This is a genomic window from Streptomyces sp. NPDC008317 (assembly GCF_042955955.1).
GTDB lineage: Bacteria > Actinomycetota > Actinomycetes > Streptomycetales > Streptomycetaceae > Actinacidiphila.
This window is the reverse complement of record NZ_JBIBFQ010000002.1, coordinates 319095-337480: the sequence shown is the minus strand read 5'-3', so window position 1 is coordinate 337480 and position 18386 is coordinate 319095. Positions and strand designations below refer to the sequence as shown.

Annotated in this window: 16 protein-coding genes; 11 read left to right on the top strand and 5 right to left on the bottom strand. The window is 73.0% G+C overall.

The genetic code is table 11. From position 1 onward, the window contains the following. Positions 1-68: 68 nt before the first annotated feature. A complete protein-coding gene (locus tag ACFY9V_RS06570) occupies positions 69-1439 on the top strand; it encodes an aminotransferase class V-fold PLP-dependent enzyme (RefSeq protein WP_355334257.1) in 1371 nt (456 codons plus the stop codon). Here the strand turns inward: ACFY9V_RS06570 and ACFY9V_RS06565 are convergent. Continuing rightward, a complete protein-coding gene (locus tag ACFY9V_RS06565) occupies positions 1436-2332 on the bottom strand; it encodes an NAD(P)-binding domain-containing protein (RefSeq protein WP_391159815.1) in 897 nt (298 codons plus the stop codon). The two genes, ACFY9V_RS06570 and ACFY9V_RS06565, sit on opposite strands and share 4 nt — an antisense overlap. A gap of 54 nt (positions 2333-2386) precedes the next feature. On the opposite strand from ACFY9V_RS06565, the gene ACFY9V_RS06560 reads away from it, so the two are divergent. Both ACFY9V_RS06560 and ACFY9V_RS06555 read left to right on the top strand, forming a co-directional pair. Then, on the top strand, positions 2387-2941 hold the full coding sequence (locus ACFY9V_RS06560) for a GNAT family N-acetyltransferase (RefSeq protein WP_391159812.1): 555 nt from the start codon (positions 2387-2389) through the stop codon (positions 2939-2941). 19 nt (positions 2942-2960) lie between these two features. Then, positions 2961-3548, top strand: a complete 588-nt coding sequence (locus tag ACFY9V_RS06555; protein WP_391159810.1) for a TetR family transcriptional regulator — start codon at positions 2961-2963, stop codon at positions 3546-3548. Positions 3549-3618: 70 nt separating this feature from the next. Here ACFY9V_RS06555 and ACFY9V_RS06550 read toward each other — a convergent pair whose 3' ends face one another. Both ACFY9V_RS06550 and ACFY9V_RS06545 read right to left on the bottom strand, forming a co-directional pair. Then, positions 3619-3900: an Lrp/AsnC ligand binding domain-containing protein gene (locus tag ACFY9V_RS06550; RefSeq protein ID WP_188281460.1), complete on the bottom strand. Its 282-nt coding sequence runs from the start codon at positions 3898-3900 to the stop codon at positions 3619-3621. Then, complete coding sequence (locus tag ACFY9V_RS06545) at positions 3897-4676, bottom strand: rhomboid family intramembrane serine protease (protein WP_355334249.1); 780 nt, start codon at positions 4674-4676, stop codon at positions 3897-3899. The genes ACFY9V_RS06550 and ACFY9V_RS06545 overlap by 4 nt, the downstream gene beginning before the upstream one ends. Positions 4677-4813: 137 nt before the next feature. Here ACFY9V_RS06545 and ACFY9V_RS06540 point away from each other — a divergent pair, with 137 nt between their 5' ends. The 6 genes from ACFY9V_RS06540 (at position 4814) to ACFY9V_RS06515 (ending at position 12105) form a co-directional block, all read left to right on the top strand. Next, positions 4814-5128: a hypothetical protein gene (locus ACFY9V_RS06540; RefSeq protein WP_391043890.1), complete on the top strand. Its 315-nt coding sequence runs from the start codon at positions 4814-4816 to the stop codon at positions 5126-5128. A 434-nt stretch (positions 5129-5562) separates the two neighbouring features. Beyond that, positions 5563-6861 carry an NYN domain-containing protein gene (locus tag ACFY9V_RS06535; protein ID WP_391044265.1) on the top strand — a complete coding sequence of 433 codons (1299 nt, stop codon included), beginning with the start codon at positions 5563-5565 and terminating at the stop codon, positions 6859-6861. 330 nt (positions 6862-7191) lie between these two features. After that, complete coding sequence (locus ACFY9V_RS06530) at positions 7192-8220, top strand: NlpC/P60 family protein (RefSeq protein ID WP_391043892.1); 1029 nt, start codon at positions 7192-7194, stop codon at positions 8218-8220. Positions 8221-8444: 224 nt separating this feature from the next. Next, positions 8445-9503 (top strand): NlpC/P60 family protein, encoded by a 1059-nt coding sequence (locus ACFY9V_RS06525; RefSeq protein ID WP_391159808.1) that lies wholly within the window; start codon positions 8445-8447, stop codon positions 9501-9503. Positions 9504-9556: 53 nt separating this feature from the next. Beyond that, a complete protein-coding gene (locus tag ACFY9V_RS06520; RefSeq protein WP_391159806.1) occupies positions 9557-10837 on the top strand; it encodes a hypothetical protein in 1281 nt (426 codons plus the stop codon). Between the two features lie 134 nt (positions 10838-10971). Then, complete coding sequence (locus tag ACFY9V_RS06515) at positions 10972-12105, top strand: M48 family metalloprotease (RefSeq protein WP_391159804.1); 1134 nt, start codon at positions 10972-10974, stop codon at positions 12103-12105. Here the strand turns inward: ACFY9V_RS06515 and ACFY9V_RS06510 are convergent. Further along, positions 12102-13391: a glycosyltransferase 87 family protein gene (locus ACFY9V_RS06510; protein WP_391043902.1), complete on the bottom strand. Its 1290-nt coding sequence runs from the start codon at positions 13389-13391 to the stop codon at positions 12102-12104. The genes ACFY9V_RS06515 and ACFY9V_RS06510 overlap by 4 nt on opposite strands. Positions 13392-13482: 91 nt before the next feature. On the opposite strand from ACFY9V_RS06510, the gene ACFY9V_RS06505 reads away from it, so the two are divergent. Continuing rightward, a complete protein-coding gene (locus ACFY9V_RS06505) occupies positions 13483-14613 on the top strand; it encodes a glycosyltransferase family 4 protein (protein ID WP_355334230.1) in 1131 nt (376 codons plus the stop codon). A 119-nt stretch (positions 14614-14732) separates the two neighbouring features. Next, entirely contained in the window at positions 14733-16370 is a 1638-nt protein-coding gene (locus ACFY9V_RS06500; protein WP_391159803.1) for a GMC oxidoreductase, read from the top strand. 10 nt (positions 16371-16380) lie between these two features. Here the strand turns inward: ACFY9V_RS06500 and ACFY9V_RS06495 are convergent, their stop codons facing one another. Continuing rightward, entirely contained in the window at positions 16381-18177 is a 1797-nt protein-coding gene (locus ACFY9V_RS06495; RefSeq protein ID WP_355334225.1) for an AMP-dependent synthetase/ligase, read from the bottom strand. Between the last annotated feature and the right edge of the window lie 209 nt (positions 18178-18386).

The window sequence follows — 18386 nt, the reverse complement described above, 5'->3', positions numbered from 1 at the left end:
ACCGCGAGCCATTCCTTTTCGGCTTCAGATGTGCGGTGATTTCGCCTGCCGTAATCCGGGAGATCGCCATGACTGTGTCCATCGCTGCCACCGACCGTGAGATTTGTACCCCGCTGCCCGTTCTGGGCCGGGACGTCCTCGTGCCGCTCGTGACGGGCGGCGAAGTGACGTACGCCGCGCTCGACTACGCCGCCAGCGCCCCCGCGCTCCAGCGGGTGTGGGACGACGTGGCCGCCTACGCCCCCTACTACGGCAGCGTGCACCGCGGCGCCGGCTACCTCTCGCAGCTCTCCACCGACCTGTTCGAGCAGAGCCGGGTCACGGTCGCGGAATTCCTCGGCTGTCGGGCCGAGGACCAGGTGATCTTCACCCGTTCGACGACCGACTCGCTCAATCTGCTCGCCGCCGTCATCCCGGCGGGCACCCACGTCTTCGTCTTCGAGACCGAGCACCACGCCTCGCTGCTGCCGTGGCAGACGCGGGACGACGCGCGGGTCACCGTCCTGGGCGCGCCGCGGACGCCCGAGCAGGCCGTCGCCGCGCTCGACGTGGCCCTGCACGGCGCCCCCAAGGGGCCCAAGCTGGTCTGCGTCACCGGCGCCTCCAACGTCACCGGTGAGCTGTGGCCGGTACGGGAGCTGGCCGCCGCCGCGCACCGGCACGGCGCCCGTATCGTCCTGGACGCCGCCCAACTGGCCCCGCACCACCCGGTGGACATCGCCGCGCTCGACGTCGACTGGGTCGCCTTCTCCGGCCACAAGCTGTACGCGCCCTTCGGCTCCGGTGTCCTCGCGGGCCGCGCCGACTGGCTGCGCGAGGCCGAGCCGTACCTCGCGGGCGGCGGCGCCAGCCGCAAGGTCGCGCGGCGCGCGGACGGCGGAGTCGACGTCGAGTGGCACACCACCGCGGCGCGGCACGAGGCCGGGTCGCCGAACGTCATCGGCGTCTACGCCATCGCCGCGGCCTGCAAGGCGCTGACCGAGGCCGGGTTCGACCAACTCGTCACCCGTGAGCAGCGGTTGCTCGCCCGGCTGCGGGAAGGGCTCGCCTCCGTGCCCGAGGTGCGGGTGCTCTCCCTGTTCGGCGAGGACGCGCCCCGGGTCGGCGTGCTCTCCTTCGTCGTCCAGGGCTGGAACAGCTCGCACTTCGCCGCCGCGCTCTCCGCCGAGTACGGGATCGGTGTCCGCGACGGTCTCTTCTGCGCCCACCCGCTGGTGCGTACGCTCCTCGGCGCCGAGGGCGACGACCCGGGCGAGTGCGGCGCTCCCGAGGCCGCGCCCGGCGAGCGCGTCCTCAACGCCATCCGCGTGAGCTTCGGCGCGGGCACCCCCGAGGAGCACGTCGACCGCTTCGTCCACGCCGTCCGCACCCTCGTGCGCGACGGCGCCCAGTGGAACTACCGCACGGAGGACGGCCGCTGCGTGCCGGACAGGCGCTAGCGCCTGTCCGGCCGAACACGAACGGCGCCTTCGGTGCGGGACTCGATGGCCTTCAGGACGGCGATCATGTCCGCGGCCGGGTCGGTGGCGGCGGTCTCGGTGAACAGGGCGAGGCAGGTGTCGAGCAGGGGAGTGGCGGTGGCGGAGGCGCGGGCGGCCTCCGCGATGAGGCGGTTGTTCATGAGGACGTCGGCGGCGGCGGCCTGGACGGTGAAGTCGCGGGCGAGCAGCTTGGGGGACTTCATACGGGAGACGCCGCTGGCCATCGGCCCCGCGTCGAGCACGGCGAGGAACTGACGGGCGTCGACGCCGTGCCGCTCGGCGAAGTGGAACGCCTCGGTGAGCCCGGTGACCACGGTGATCAGGAAGAGGTTGACCGACAGCTTCATGAGCAGGGCGCCGGGCACCGGCCCGCAGACGAAGGTCTCGTGGCACATGGGCGCCAGCAGCGGCCGTACCGCTGAGACGACGGCGTCCTCGCCCGCGAGCATCGCCACCAGGCGGCCCGCCTCGGCCGGGGCGCGGGAGCCGGAGACCGGGGCCTCGACGTAGTGGCCGCCCGCCGCGCGGACCTCGGCTTCGAGGCCGAGCGAGTACTCGGGCGAGGTCGTGCCCATGTGCACGAGGGTGTGCCCCGCGACGTTCGCCGCGAAGGCGGGGGTGCCGCGGCCGAGGCAGGAGTCGATGGCGGCGCCGTCGGCGAGCATCACGAAGACGGTCCCGGCGCGGCGGAAGAGGTCGGCGGGGCTGTCGGCGGTTTCGGCGCCCGCCGCCCGCAGGGCCTCGGCGGCGGGCGCGCTGCGGTTCCACACCACCAGCGGGGTCCCGGCGCGGAGGAGATTGAGCGCCATGGGCCGGCCCATGACCCCGAGCCCCAGGAAACCGATGTCCACGACGCACCGCCGCCTCTCTTGCCGTTTATGACAGCCGTCATAATACTGGTCGTTATGACAGTGGTCATAGAGGGTGCGGAGCGGCGGGCGGCCGCTCCCGCCGACGGGATCGACCTGCTCAGGCCCGCCGACGCGGACGCGGTGGCCGCCCTCTTCGCGGCCTGCTCCCCGGAGACGGTCCGGCTGCGCTTCCTCGGCGGCGCGCGCGAATTCCCCCGCGCCCACCTGGACCGTCTGCTGGCAGGACCGCCCGCGGCGCACGACGCCGTGGTCGCGTACCGCGGCGGCCGGGACCGCCTGGTGGGAATCGCGGGCTTCGCGGCGGACGACACCGCCGGGCCGGGAACCGGTGGCGAGCTGGGCGTGCTGGTCGTGGACGCCTGGCAGCGCCGGGGCGTCGGCACCGCCATGGTCGGCCTGCTGCTCGCCCGCGCGCGGGCCAGGGGCGTCGAGCACGTGACGGTGAACGTCCCGCACGGCAGGCGGGGCCTGCTCGCCGCGCTCGGCCGCCGCCTGGAACCGGTCCGCGCGTCGTACACCCCGGACGGTCTGACCGCCGTCTATAAGGTGGCCCGGACGACCCGGGCGGCAGGGGTCGGAACGCAGTAGCTCCGTGGAGGTGTCGACGATGGCCGGGTCAGAACGCGGACCGCGCGAGCGGATGGTCTTCAGCGCGGCCCAGCTCATCCGGCGCGAGGGCGTCGGCGCGACCGGCATGCGCGAGGTCGCCGCCCACGCGGGCGCCCCGCGCGGCTCGCTCCAGCACTACTTCCCCAACGGCAAGGAACAGCTCGTCAACGAGGCGGTCGTCTGGGCGGGGAACTACGCCGCCAAGCGCGTCGCCCGCTTCCTGGCCGCGCTGCCCGAGCCGACCCCCGGCGGGCTGTTCGCCGCGATGGTCGGCCAGTGGACGGACGAGTACGCGGCCGACGGCTTCGACGCCGGATGCCCGGTCGCCGCCGCCTCGGTGGACTGCGCGCGGACCACCGAGTCCACCCGGAAGGCGACCGCCGCCGCCTTCGCGGCCTGGACCGCGCCGGTGGCCGCGGCGCTGACCGGCATGGGCGTTCCCGAGGACCGGTCCGTACCGCTGGCGACCCTCATGATCAGCACCCTGGAGGGCGCGATCCTGATCGCCAGGGCGGAGCGCGACGTCCGCGCCCTCACCACCGCCGCACGGGAGTTGGGCCCGCTGCTCGACGCGGCCCGCGCGTGACCGCGTACCGGGAGCGCAGGCCGAATCCGTAGGACGAACCCGTAGGCGGAATCCGTAGAGGGAATCAGCCTCAGGCGTCGAGGCCGATCGCGAACGCGGCCTCAAGGTCGTGCTGCGAGTACGTGCGGAAGGCGACATGGGTGTCGGTGGCCTCGACGCCGGGGATCTTGGAGATCCGGCCCGGAATGATGTCGGCCAGGTCGTCGTGGCGGGCGACGCGGACCAGCGCGACGAGGTCGTACGTGCCGGTCACGGAGTAGACCTCGCTGACGTTGTCCAGCGCGGCGATGGCCTCGGCGATCTCCGGAATCCGGTCGACGGAAGTCTTGATGAGCACGATCGCGGTGATCACGGCTGGATGTCTCCTTGGGTCGACCCGACTACGACGCTCAGCTTACGACGCGGCCGGTAGCACACCCAGGCGCACAGGAACCCGAAGGCGAAGCCGACGACATGGGCGAGATACGCCACCCCCGGACCGTTGTTGCCGGTCTGGGCGGCGAGCCACTGGAGGACGAACCAGAAGCCGAGCACCATCCACGCGGGGAAGCGCAGCGGGATGAAGAAGAGGAAGGGGAACAGGCTCGTCACCCGGGCCTTGGGGTACAGATAGAGATACGCGCCCAGCGCCCCGGAGATCGCCCCGGACGCGCCGACCAGGCTCTGCGTCGACTCGGGGTTGGCGAGCGCGAAGCCGTACGTCGCCAGATAGCCCGCGACCAGGTAGAAGAGCGCGAAGCGCACCCGGCCCATCCGGTTCTCGACGTTGTCGCCGAAGACGTAGAGGAAGAGCATGTTGCCGATCAGGTGCAGCCAGCTCCCGTGCAGGAACATCGCCGTGAGCACCGACAGCAGCGGCGACTTCGCGTACGCGTGCGGGGCCGCGCAGCCCGCGGGCAGGTCGAGCCGGTCCATCGGGAGCCGGCCGTGGAACAGCTCACTGGGGATGACACCCCAGTGCGCGAAGTAGACGGCCTGCGCGCACTGGAGCTTGTCGCCCGTGCCGTAGGAGGGGTTGAAGCCGGACAGCGGTCCGAGGAGGAAGACCACGGTGCACAGGGCGATCAGCGCATACGTCACGACCGGCGTGCGGCGGACCGGGTTCTTGTCGTACACCGGGATGACCATGGACCGATGATGACGCAGCGGTCGTAACGGACATAGGCCGCCTCGCCGCAGCGCGTCGCGGGTCGGAGGCCGTAAGGTGACCCCGACGTACGCCCGTCAGCACTGATACGCCCGACCGAGGAAGAGGTGCAGGACCGATGCCGGTGCCCATGCCCACCGCCACCACCCGGTGGCGCTGCACGCAGTGCGGCAATCTGACCCGGTTCGACGTGACCCGCTCCACGCGGGTCGTGGAGTACGTCCATCTCGACCTCGGCGGCGAGCCGCGGATCGAGGAGACCGACGTGCTGACCGAGACGGTCGAGTCCGTGCGGTGCCGCTGGTGCAACGCCGCGGACCAGATCGAGCTGGTCGACCGGCCGGGCGCGGCCGTGGCCGCGGGAACGTCCGAGGGAACGGCCGGGGAAACGGACTCCGGCGCGGACGCGGAGACCGGTTCGGCGCGGGACTGAGCCTCCTTACGGGGACAATGGATGCAAGAGGCGGCGGCCGGAGGGATCGAAGGGGGCCGGGGAGGCGCCGTGTAACCGGACGGGAGTGACTGGTGGACGGTATCGGCGGCTTTCCGCGGGCCGAGGCGAGGGGGTCCGAGACGGATGCCGCCGACGGGCCGGGCGCCGACGCGTCCGGCGCCGCGGCGCAGGACCCCGACACACCGCGGGCCGACGACGAACCGGGCGCCGAAGCACCGCCCGGCCGTGACGGCGGCGGCACTCCCGACGGCTCTACCGGCAGCGTCTCCGGCAGCGCTCCCGATGGCAACGCTGCCCCCGGCGCCGACGCTCCCGGTGACCCCGCCGACACCGGTGTCACTGCCGATGACGACGCCGCTCATGACGACGCCGCTCATGACGACGCCGCTCATGAACCCGCGCTCGACCGGCCGCTGCCCGAAGGCGTACGCCACCGCGTCGTCGCCATCGCCGCCGACGCCTTCGGCGGGTTCACCTTCGCCGAACTGCCGGTCTCGCTACGGCCGTACGCCCGTTTCACCCCGTCCAGACGTGTGAAATACGCGGCCACCGCGCTGGCCACCGCGCTGGAGGGCGACCCGGCCTTCCGGCACAAGGTCGCGGGCAAACTGCGCGAGGCGCAGCCGGAGCTGACCGGGGCGCTGGACGCCGGCACCCCGCCGCCCGCCGCGGACCCGCTCGACGTGGCCGCCGCGGCCTATCTGCTGCGCCCCGCGGGCTGGGCCAAGCTTGTCACCACCGCGGGCGAGGAGGCCCAACGGGCGCACGCCGAGCGGGCCGACGAGGAGACGCTGCGCGAACTGGCCAAGCTCCGCGAGGAGGTCCAGGGTTTGCACACGCAGCTGCGCTCGGACGCCGTACGGGCCCGCGCCGAACTGGACGCCGTCCGCAAGGAGGGCGACTCGGTGCACCGCAAGCTGCGCAGCGCCCTCAGCGACGTCAAGCGCGCCGAGGCCGCCCAGCGCAAGATCCAGGCGGAACTGGACGAGGCGCGGGCCGCCGCCGCCCAGGACAAGGCCGCCGCGGAGAGCGAGGCACGGCGGCTGCGCACCCGGCTCGCCGAGGCCGAGGCGGCGGTCGAGTCGGGCCGCCGCGCCGCCCGCGAGGGCCGCAGTATCGAGGACGTACGGCTGCGCCTGCTGCTGGACACCGTCCTCGACGCGGCCTCGGGGCTCCGCCGTGAACTGGCGCTGCCGCCGCGCGACACCCTGGGCGTACGCCCCGCCGACACGGTGGACGCGGTCGCGCCCGGGGCCTTCAGCCCGCGCGACATCGCCACCCGCGCGCTGTCCGAGACCGACCCGGCGCTGCTCGACCAGTTGCTCGCGCTGCCGCAGGCGCACCTCGTCGTCGACGGCTACAACGTCACCAAGACCGGCTATCCGTCGATGCCGTTGGAGAAACAGCGGCTGCGGCTGCTCGGCGGGCTCGCGGCGCTGGCCGCGCAGAGCGGCGCCGAGGTCACCTGTGTCTTCGACGGCGCCGACCTGGACATGCCGGTGCTGCTCGCGCCGCCGCGCGGGGTGCGGGTGCTGTTCAGCAAGGCCGGTGAGACCGCTGACGAGTTGATCCGGCGGCTGGTGCGGGCGGAACCGCCCGGCCGGCAGATCGTGGTGGTCTCCGCGGACCGCGAAGTCGCCGACGGCGTGGCCAAGGCGGGCGCCCGCCCGGTCGCCTCCGTCCTGCTGCTGAAACGTCTCGCACGCGTCTGAACCGCGCCTGCCGCTCGCGCCGCCCGCGCCTCCGGCCCCCCGGCTCCCGGTCGCCGCACCACCGAACACATCACTATTCGTTCGAGTATTCGGTTCGCGAACGCGCCATCGTCGACGGAGCGTTGATCCACCCTCACTGCGCGTACGAAGGTCGTAAAGAATGTGCGAACCGGTCGAGATTTTGCCAACAAGGATTTGAACCGATCACAGATAGGTCACTAAGGTCGGGCGTCGAACCTCCGCGCAGTCGATCATCCAATCCGGATGGCGCGCCGGGGGCCGCCCGCCAGTCAACCGGTAGGCGGCTGAAGGAAGAAGGAGCTCGCCTTCGTGGCGTCCCACCGTCGTCCCAAGCCGGCAAGCCGCACGCGCGTGACCGTGCTGACCGCCACCGCCGCAGCCGCGGTGGCCCTCACCTCCCAGGCGGCCCAGGCCGCCCCCGCCAAGCCGACCGTCAAGGACGCCAAGGCGAAGGTGGACGCGCTGTACGAGCAGGCTGAGCAGGCCTCAGAGAAGTACGACGGGGCCAACGAGAAGCTGCACACCCTCCAGAAGGAGGCGGGCACTCTCCAGGACCAGGTGGCCAGGCAGCAGCAGCACCTGAACCAGCTCAGGGACGGCCTCGGCGCCATCGCCGCCTCCCAGTACCGCAGCGGTGGCATCGACCCGTCGCTCCAGCTCTTCCTGTCGTCCAACCCGGACAACTACCTGGACCAGGCGACCACGCTCAACCAGCTCACGTCGATCCAGACCGACTCGCTGCACCAACTCCAGGACGCCAAGCGGACCCTGGACCAGCAGCGCGCCGAGGCGACCGCCAAGCTGACCGAGCTCCAGACCACCCGCACCGAGCTGGCCAAGCGCAAGGCCGAGGCGAAGGACAAGCTGGCCCAGGCCCAGCAGATCCTCAACTCGCTGACGGCCGCGCAGCGCGCGTCCATCGCCGCCGCCGACGCCCGCGCCAACCGCTCCACCACCCGCGTGGACCTCGGCGACGCGAAGCCCGCCTCGCAGCGCGCCGCCGCCGCCTTCTCCGCCGCGCAGTCCAGGGTCGGCCTGCCGTACGTGTACGGCGCCTCGGGCCCCAGCTCCTTCGACTGCTCCGGCCTCACCTCGTGGGCGTACCACCAGGCCGGCGTGACGATACCGCGCACCTCGCAGGCCCAGGCGAACGCCGGGACCCGGATCTACTCCACCTCCCAGCTCGCCGTCGGCGACCTCGTCATCTTCTACGGCGACTACCACCACGTCGGCCTCTACGCGGGCAACGGCATGGTGCTGCACGCGCCGAAGCCGGGCGCCTCGGTGCGCTACGAGTCGATCGGCAACATGCCGTTCCAGTTCGGCGTCCGCATCTGACGTCTTCCGGCGTCGTTCCTCACCGATTTCACGGGTCCGCGGGAGTCTCCCGCGGACCCCGGTGCTTTCATACGGCGTTCGGACTCCTACGGCGTTCGGGTGATGAACAAGTGCCCGGTGCCGCCCGGTGCGGGTGTGTGACCTGGGCGGGAGGCGCGGCGCGGCGATGCGGGGGCCGCGCCTTCTTTGAACTCTCCGCGTCGCGCTGACTACTGTCAGCTCCCGTGGCTTCCCATCGACGCTCCCCACAGCCGGGCTTCGCCGCCCGCACCACCCGGGTCACCGTGCTGTCCGCGGCCGCCGCGGCCACCGCGGCGCTGTCCGGCGGTGCGGCGCAGGTCGCCTCGGCCGATCCCGGCGGGGGCGCACCCGACACGGCGTCCCGGCTCGACCGGCTCTACCAGCAGGCCGAGCAGGCCACCGAGAAGTACAACGCGGCGCAGGAGCACGCCAAGCGGCTCCGCGCCGACCTGACCACCCTCCAGGACCGGGCCGCCGAGGGGCAGCAGCGGGTCAACGACATGCGGCAGGAGCTGGGTTCGCTCGCCTCCGAGCAGTATCGCAGCGGCGGCATCGACCCCTCGCTCGCCCTGATGATGTCCTCGGACCCCGACCAGTACCTGGACCGGGCCACCACCTTGGACCGGCTCAGCGCCCAGCAGGCCGGGCGGTTGCGCCAACTCCAGGAGGCCGAGCGGCTGTTGCTCCAGCAGCGCTCCCAGGCGGCGGGCAAGCTCGCCGAACTGGACAAGGCCGGGGCGGTGCTCCAGGACCGCAAGCGGTCGGTGCAGCGGGCGCTCGCCGAGGCCCAGCGGCTGCTCAACGCGATGCCCGCCGCCCAGCGCGCCGGATACCGGCCCGGCATGGACGCCGGGCGCGCCTCCCGCGACCGTACGACCGCCGACCTGCCGGCCATCCCGAATCTGCCCGCCGCCTCGGGGCGCGGCGCGATGGCCGTGGCCGCCGCCCGCCAGATGGTCGGCGCCCCTTACGTCTGGGGCGCCACCGGGCCCAACTCCTTCGACTGCTCGGGCCTGATGCAGTACTCGTACGCACGGGCCGGGGTCGCGCTGCCGCGCACCTCGCAGGAGCAGATGAACGCCGGGCAGCGGGTGCCGCTGGACCAGGCGCGGCCCGGCGATCTGGTGATCTACCGCGGCGACGCCAGCCATGTCGGGATGTACGTCGGCGGCGGCCAGGTCATCCACGCCCCCTACCCCGGCGCCAGGGTCCGCTACGACCCGGTCGGCATGATGCCGATCACGGCCGTGACCCGGCCGTAAGGGCGCGGCGCCCCGGCCGTGGGGGGCGTCCTCGGGGCCGTACGATCGGGCCCATGGCCGTGGCGCCCCTCCGACGTACGCCGACCGCTTCCCGTGTCCGGGCGGCGGCGCTCGGCCTGTCCCTGGCGCTGCTGGCGGCGCTCGTCGCCGGGTGCGGCGGGACCGCCTCGGGCGGGCGGCCCACGGCGGACGCCACCGACGGCGGGATCCGGCAGGCGCTCGACCGGCGGGCCGCCGCGGTGCTGCACCACGACCGGGCGGCCTTCCTCGCCGGGATCGACCCGCGGGCGACGCGCTTCCTCGACCGGCAGAAGGCGATGTTCACCGACATCGCGGACGTGCCGCTGGCCGACTGGTCCTACCGGCTGGTGCGGACCGGCGCGTTCGGGCTGCCGCCGACCGCCGACGGCACGGTACGGGCCGCGGCCGAGGTCCAACTGCGCTACCGGCTCAGCGGATTCGACGCGGCGCCGGTCGCCGCGACCGACTACCTGACGCTGTCCCGGCGGGGCGGGAGCTGGTACGTGGCCGGGGACGACGACGGCGCCGCGTCCGGGCACCGCGGCGCCGTACAGCTGTGGGACCAGGGCCGGGTGACGGTGGTGCGGGGCACGGACAGCCTGGTGCTCGGGCTCGGCGACGCCGCCGGGCTGCGCGGCTACGCCGAGGACGTGGACCGGGCGGTGCCGGAGGTCCGGCGGACCTGGGGCGGCGCCGGGTGGTCGGGCAAGGTGGTGGTCGAGGTGCCGCGCACGCTGGACCAGATGGCCGCGCTGGCCGACGCGGACCCGGCCGATTACCGGAACATCGCCGCCGTCACCACGGGGGAGGGCGGCGGCAGCGCGCGGGTCGGCTCCGACCGGGTGATCATCAACCCCGAGGCGTTCAGCGGGCTCTCCGCCTTCGGCCGGCAGACCGTGCTCACCCACGAGACCACGCATGTCGCCACCCGCGCGTGGACCACCGCCCGCACCCCGCTGTGGCTCTCCGAGGGCGCCGCCGACTGGACCGCCTACCGTACGGCGGGCCGTACCGCCCGCGAGCTCGCCCCGGAGCTGGCCGCCGCCGTGGCCGCGGGCCGCGTCCCCGCCGCGCTGCCCGCCGACGCCGACTTCCACTCCGCCGACGCCGACACCCTCTCCCGCGCCTACGAGGGCGGCTGGCTCGCCTGCCGCCTGATCGCCGACCAGTGGTCCCCGGACGCGCTCGTCGCCTTCTACCGCGCCGTCGCCTCCGGCGGCACCGTCGACTCCCACCTGCGCACGACTCTCGGTACCACCCTCCCCGCCTTCACCGCCCGCTGGCGCGCCTACCTCCACCAGGAGCTGCCATGACCCGTGACCCCGCCGCGGAACCCCCGGCCCACCGGCCCCCGCCTCCGTCGAACGCCGCCCCAGGACGCCCCCCGCACACCCCGCCGCCAGCAGGATCTTCGCCGTCGGCGGATGCCGGGTCTTCTGCTGCGGGGGTGGGGGACTTCAGTGCGGAGGAGGTCGGGCGGGCGCGGGCTTTGCGGCGGGGGGTGTGGCCGGTCGCGCTCGGCGGGCGGGTGGCAGCGCTGGGGCTGATGCTGGGGCTGGGGCTGACGGCCGGGGGAGCGGGGCTGGTCGCGGCGTTCGGCGGCGGGACGTGGAGCGGCCGGGTGGCGGGCGCGGCGGTGTCCCTGGTGCTGCTGCCCGAGGTGCTGGGGCTGCCCTTCGCGGCGCGCGGGCGCGTGGTCCGCCGCCGGTTCGGCCTGGTGACGCAGGGCTGGGGCGGGTGGTGGGCGGACGTGCTGCGCGGCCTGCTGATCTCGCTGCCGCTCACCTTCGGCGCGCTCTTCGCCGTCTACGCCCTCGCCGGGGCGACCGGCCAATGGTGGGTGTGGGCCGCGCTCGGCGCCGCCGCGCTGACCGTCCTGATGTCCTGGGCGGCGCCCATGATCTTCGAGCCGCTGTTCAACCGCTTCACGCCGATGGAGCCGGGCCCTCTCAGGGACGCACTGCTGGCGCTCGCCGCCCGCGACGGCGTCACCGTCGAGGATGTGCTGGTCGCCGACGCCTCGCGCCGTACGACCGCGCTCAACGCGTATGTGTCCGGCTTCGGCCGCACCCGCCGCATCGTCGTCTACGACACCCTGCTGACCACGGCGCAGCCGCGCGAGGTGGAACTGGTGGTCGCCCATGAACTCGGCCACGTCGTGCACCGGGACGTGCCGCGCGGCACCGCGCTCGGCGCGCTGGGCGCGGCCGTCGGCGTGTGCGTCCTGGCCGCCGTGGTGACCTGGCGGCCCCTGCTCGACCTCGCGGGCGCCGACGACTTCGCGGACCCGCGCTCCGCCTGGCTGCTGGCGGCCGTCGCCACTGTCGGCGGCGCCGTCGCCGGGCCGCTGGGCTGCGCGGTGAGCCGCGGGGTCGAGCGGCGCGCCGACCGGCACGCCCTCGAACTGACCGCGGACCCGGCCGAGTTCATCGCGATGCAGCGCCGCCTGACGGTCGCGAACATCGGCGACCCCGACCCGCCGCGCGCCCTGCACCTGATGTTCGGCACCCACCCCACCCCCGCCGAACGCATCGCCGCCGCCCGCGCCTGGCGCCCGGCCGCCCCGCAGGACACGCTCTAGCCCTTGTCGTGCACCCCGACCCGCTCGGCTCGGGTGAGCACCGCGGCCGGGGCGTCGGCGGGCTCCCCCTCGACCGCGCCGCGCGCCGCGCGGCGCGGCACGGTGGCCGCCCACAGCCGACGGCAGGCGCTCAGGGACGCCAGGACGAGCAGGCCGTTACGGGTGACGATCAGCGCCACGCCCAGCTTGTCGCTGTGGGCGATGTCCTCGAAGAAGATCGGGAACTCCAGCGTGGTGAAGAGCGTCGCGCCCAGCATCAGCGCGACCGGCCGCCGTACCACCGACTCCCGCAGCGTCATGCAGACCGCGCCGATGCCGACCAGCCACACCATGTACTGCGGGCTGATCACCCGGCTGGTGGTGGTGAAGACCAGCACCGCGGTGAAGGCCGCGTCGAAGGGCGTGGCGACCGAGTACGAGCGGGCCCGCACCCGCCACAGCAGCAGCCAGGCGAAGGCCAGCAGGGACAGCGCCATCGCCGCGGTGCTCACCAGGTGCACATGCGGGCCGATGAACTCGACCGACCCGTAGTGCATCCGCGCGGTGCCGTGCCAGCCGAAGTGCCGGGCGATGTGGAAGACGGTGGCGCCCAGCGACTCGACCTCGGTGCCGCGGTCGCGCTGGAAGGTGAGGAAGGACAGCGAGCCCGGCATGGCCAGGTGGAAGGCGAGCGCGATCACCGCCATCGTCACCGCCGCCGAGATCCACGACCGCCGGGTGGTACGGCCGCGGGGCGTCCCGATGAGCAGCAGCAGCGGCCACACCTTGAGCATGGCGCCCACCCCGGCCAGCACCCCGCCCGCCTTCGGGCGGCGGGGCAGCAGGAGCAGCCCCGCCACGGCGACGGCGGTGACCATCACGTCGTAGCGGGCGTAGATGATCGGGCCGAGCAGCGCGCCGCCGCCGACCCAGACCCACACCCCGGCCATCCGGCCGCCGCGCCTGACCCGCGAGTCGCGCAGCAGCACCGCCAGGATCACCGCGTCCGCCAGGAAGGCCAGCCAGAAGAAGGCGGCGGTGTAGCTGAGGAAGGGCAGCAGGCCGGGCGCGAGGATCACCAGCGCGGCCCCCGGCGGGTACTGCCAGGTCACGTCGTGCAGCGGGAAGCTGCCCGTGCTCAGCACCCCGTACCAGCGGTGGTAGACGGACGAGACATCGTGGGCGATGTACTGGCCGGGAAAGTGGACGACCTCGAACACGAACAACAAGAACGCGGCTCGGGTGACGACCCAGGTGAGCACGGCCCAGCCCCGACCGCTGATATGTGTGTTTGTCACGATACGCATCATGCGGTGAGCGGCGGCCCGGTCGCGGGACGGACGCGGCCGGTGGCGGCCAGCCGGGTGAACACCGCGTGAGCGGGTACTGTCGGCGGCGATGGACAAGACCCTGATCGTGACCAACGACTTCCCGCCCAGGCCCGGCGGCATCCAGTCCTTCGTGCACAGCATGGCGCTGCGGATGGACCCGGGACAGGTCGTCGTCTACACCTCCACCTGGAAGGACGGCGCCGAGGTCGCCCGCTTCGACGCGGAGCAGCCCTTCCCCGTGGTCCGCGACCGCACCTCGATGCTGCTGCCCACCCGCAGGGTCACCCGGCGCGCCGCCGACCTGCTGCGGGAACACGGCTGCTCCTCCGTCTGGTTCGGCGCCGCCGCCCCGCTCGGCCTGATGGCGCCCGCGCTGCGCAAGGCCGGCGCGCGGCGGCTGGTCGGCACCACGCACGGGCACGAGGCGGGCTGGGCGCAGCTCCCCGCCAGCCGCTCGCTGCTGCGCCGGATCGGCGAGGGCACCGACACCCTCACCTACCTCGGCGAGTACACCCGCTCCCGGATCGCCGCCGCGCTGACCCCGGCCGCCGCCGCCCGGATGGTCCAACTGCCGCCGGGCGTCGACGAGAAGACCTTCCACCCCGGCTCGGGCGGCGCGGTGGTACGGGCCAGGCTCGGCCTCGCCGACCGCCCGGTGGTGGTGTGCGTGTCGCGGCTGGTGCCGCGCAAGGGCCAGGACACGCTGATCCAGGCCATGCCCCGGATCCTGCACGAGGTGCCGGACACCGCGCTGCTGATCGTCGGCGGCGGACCGTACCGGGGGGACCTGGAGAAGCTGGCGGAGCGGACCGGCGTCGGCCACGCGGTGCGCTTCACCGGGCCTGTGCCGTGGGAGGAGCTGCCCGCCCACTACGGCGCCGGTGACGTCTTCGCGATGCCGTGCAGGACCCGGCGCGGCGGCCTGGACGTCGAAGGGCTCGGCATCGTCTACCTGGAGGCGTCCGCGACCGGGCTGCCGGTGATCGCGGGCGACTCCGGCGGCGCGCCCGACGCGGTCCTGGACGGCGAGACCGGCTGGGTGGTCGCGGGCGGCTCGCCCGCGCAGTGCGCCGACCGCGTCCTGACCCTGCTGCGCGACCCCGAACTGCGCGCCCGGATGGGCGAGCGCGGCCGTCGCTGGGTCGAGGACGCCTGGCGCTGGGACCTGCTGGCGCAGCGGCTCACGTCCCTGCTGTAACCCGATGGGCGCGGTCACGGCCGCCGTCCCGGCGCCGTCGTCGTACGAGAACCGGCCGCCGTAAAAGACCATGCGTCATGGGCATGGAGGGTTCACGCGGACCCGCCCATCATGCGCGCATGACATCAGACCTGACGCGCCGTCACTTTCTGGGACTCGGCGCCCTCCAGACCGCAGCAGCACTCGGCCTCACCCGTATCGCGCTCTCCGCGACCCCCGCGTCCGCCGCGCAGGCGGAGCCCGCCGCCACCACCTTCAGCCCCGCGATCGTGATCGGCTCCGGCTACGGCGGCGCCGTCGCCGCCCTCCGGCTCGGCCAGCGCGGTGTCACCACCACCGTCCTGGAGATGGGACGGCTGTGGGACACCCCCGCCGCCGACGGCAAGATCTTCTGCAACACCAGCTCGCCCGACCAGCGGTCGATGTGGTTCCGCAGCCGCACCGAGGCGCCGCTGGCGACCTTCCTCTGGCTCGACCTCGTCAACAAGGACATCACCCCCTACCCCGGCGTCCTGGACCGCGTGCACTACGGCGACATGTCCGTCTACGTCGGCCGCGGCGTCGGCGGCGGCTCCCTGGTCAACGGCGGCATGGCCGTCACCCCGTCCCGCGCGTACTTCGAGGAAGTCCTCCCGCAGGTCGACTCCACCGCGATGTACTCCACGTACTTCCCGCGCGCCACCAGCATGCTCGGCGTCAACACCGTCGACCCCGCCTGGTTCGAGTCCACCGAGTGGTACCAGTTCGCCCGCGTCTCCCGCGACCAGGCCCACAGCGCCGGCCTCAGCACCACCTTCGTGCCGAACGTGTACGACTTCTCGTACATGAAGGCCGAGGCCGCGGGCACCGCCACCAAGTCCGCGCTGGACCAGGAGGTCATCTACGGCAACAACCACGGCAAGCGCAGCGTCGACAAGACCTATCTGGCCTCGGCGCTCGGCACCGGGCACGTCACCATAGAGACCCTCAGCCGGGTCAGAGCCGTGAGAAGAGCGGCCGACGGCACGTACGTGCTCACCGTCGACCGGATCGACCTGACCGGCGCGGTCGTGGAGACCCGCGAGGTCGGCTGCCGCTACCTCTTCCTCGCCGCGGGCAGCCTCGGCTCCACCGAGATCCTGGTCAGGGCCCGCGAGACCGGCACCCTCCCGCGGCTCAACGCGAGCGTGGGCACCGCCTGGGGCGGCAACGGCAACATCATGCTCGCCCGCGCCAACTACCTGTGGAATCCCACCGGGGCGCACCAGTCCACCATCCCCGTCATGGGCATCGACGACTGGTCCAACGCGAGCAACCCGGTCTTCGCCGAGATCGCGCCGCTCCCGATCGGCTTCGAGACCTGGATCAGCCTCTACCTGGCCATCACCAAGAACCCCGAACGCGGCACCTTCTCCTACGACGCCGCCACCGACTCCGCCCGGCTGAACTGGACGCTCGCCCAGAACCAGCCCTCGGTCAAGGCCGCCAAGACCCTCTTCGACCGGATCAACCGCAAGCAGGGCACGATCTACCGCTACGACCTCTTCGGCGGCAACAAAGCCTTCGCCGACGACTTCTGCTACCACCCGCTGGGCGGCCTGCCGCTCGGCCGCGCCACCGACGCGTACGGCCGTGTCAGCGGCTACGACCACCTCTACGTCACCGACAGCTCCCTGATCCCCGGCTCCATCGGCGTCAACCCGTTCGTGACGATCACCGCGCTCGCGGAGCGGCTCATGGACAGCGCCCTCGCCGAAATCAGCCCGTCCGGCGTGTGAGGACAGAACCTCAGCGCTGGTAAAGGGCCTCGATCTCCGCCGCGAAGTCCGTCAGGACGACATTCCGCTTCAGCTTCAGCGACGGCGTGACGTGGCCGGACTCCTCCGTGAACTGGGTCGGCAGAATACGGAACTTCCGCACCGACTCGGCCTTGGAGACGGCCGCGTTGCCCTCGTCCACCGCGCGCTGCACGGCCGCCAGCAGCTCCGGGTCGGCCGCCAGCTCGGCGACGCCCGCGCCCGCCTTGCCGTGCTGCTCGGCCCAGTGCGGCAGGAACTCCTCGTCCAGGGTGATCAGCGCCGCCACGAACGGGCGCCCGTCACCGACCACCATGCACTCGGCGACCAGCGCGTCCGCCCTGATCCGGTCCTCGATCACCGCGGGCGCGACGTTCTTGCCGCCCGCCGTCACGATGATCTCCTTCTTCCGGCCGGTGATCGACAGATAGCCGTCCTCGTCGAGCGAGCCCAGGTCACCGGTGTGGAACCAGCCGTCGGAGACCGCCTCCGCGGTCGCCGCCTCGTTGTTCCAGTACCCGGTGAACAGGTGCTCGCCGTGCAGCAGCACCTCGCCGTCGTCCGCGATCCGCACGGTCGACCCCGGCAGCGGCTGGCCGACCGAACCGATCTTCGTACGGTCCCAGGGGTTGAAGGCCGTGGCCGCGCAGGACTCGGTGAGGCCGTAGCCCTCCAGCACCGTGAAGCCGATACCGCGGTAGAAGTGGCCGAGGCGCTCGCCCAGCGGCGCGCCGCCGGAGATCGCGTGGGTGGCCCGGCCGCCGAGGACCGCGCGGAGCTTGGCGTAGACGAGCCGGTCGAAGACCTTGTGCGTGAACCGCAGCTTCAGCGACGGGCCCGCCGTGGTGTCCAGCGCCCGGCTGTACTCGATCGCGGTGGCCGCCGCGCGGTCGAAGATCTTGCCCTTGCCGCCCGCCTCCGCCGTGGCCCGCGCGGTGTTGTAGACCTTCTCGAAGACCCGCGGCACCCCCAGGACCATCGTCGGCCGGAACGAGCCGAGGTCGTCGGTGAGGTTCTTCACGTCCGGCACATGGCCGAGCCTGATCGGCGCCATCACGGCCGCGACCTCGACCAGCCGCCCGAAGACGTGGGCCAGCGGCAGGAAGAGCAGCACCGAGGAGTCCCCGGTACGGAACAGCGGGCTCAGCCGCTCCACCACGTTGCCGCACTCCGCGAAGAAGCTGCGGTGGCTCAGCACACAGCCCTTGGGGCGGCCCGTGGTGCCCGAGGTGTAGACGACGGTCGCGGGGGAGTCGGCGCCCGCGCTCGCGCTGCGCTCGTCCACCACCGCGTCGGAGATGTCTGTACCCGCCGCGTTCAGCGCGTCCACCGCGCCGGTGTCGATCCGCCACAGGTGCTTGAGCCGCGGCAGCCGCTCCCGTACGGACTCCACCGCGCTCTCGTGCGGCTCGGACTCCACGACCGCCGCGACCGCGCCCGAGTCGCTGAGGATCCACTCGATCTGGGACGCCGACGACGTCTCGTAGACCGGCACGGTGACCGCGCCCGCGCTCCAGATCGCGAAGTCCAGCAGCGTCCACTCGTACCGCGTCCTGGACATCACGGCCACCCGGTCGCCCGGCTGCACGCCCGAGGCGATCAGACCCTTGGCCGCGGCGCGCACCTCGGCGAGGAAACCCGTCGCGCTGACGTCCTGCCACCGGCCCGCGGAGTCCTTGCGGGCGACGACGGCGGTGTCCGGATGCTGAGCGGCGTTGCGGCGGATCAGATCCGTCAGATTGGCGTCCGCGGGGACCTCGTACAGGGCCGGAAGACTGAACTCACGCAAGGCGGCTGCTCCTCATCGGTGCCACGGCGCACCCGGAGGGAAGATGTGGACGGCGTGGACGTTACCCATCGGTAAAGCTCTGGCGATAGGGGGGCCGTACAGATGTTCTCAGCGTCACACACACATCACACGCGCTTCACACACCGGGGCGGAGCGGCTGGGTTCCTGCCCGGAAGAGTAGTCCAGCGCGCGGCCGGGCCGCCGCTGAC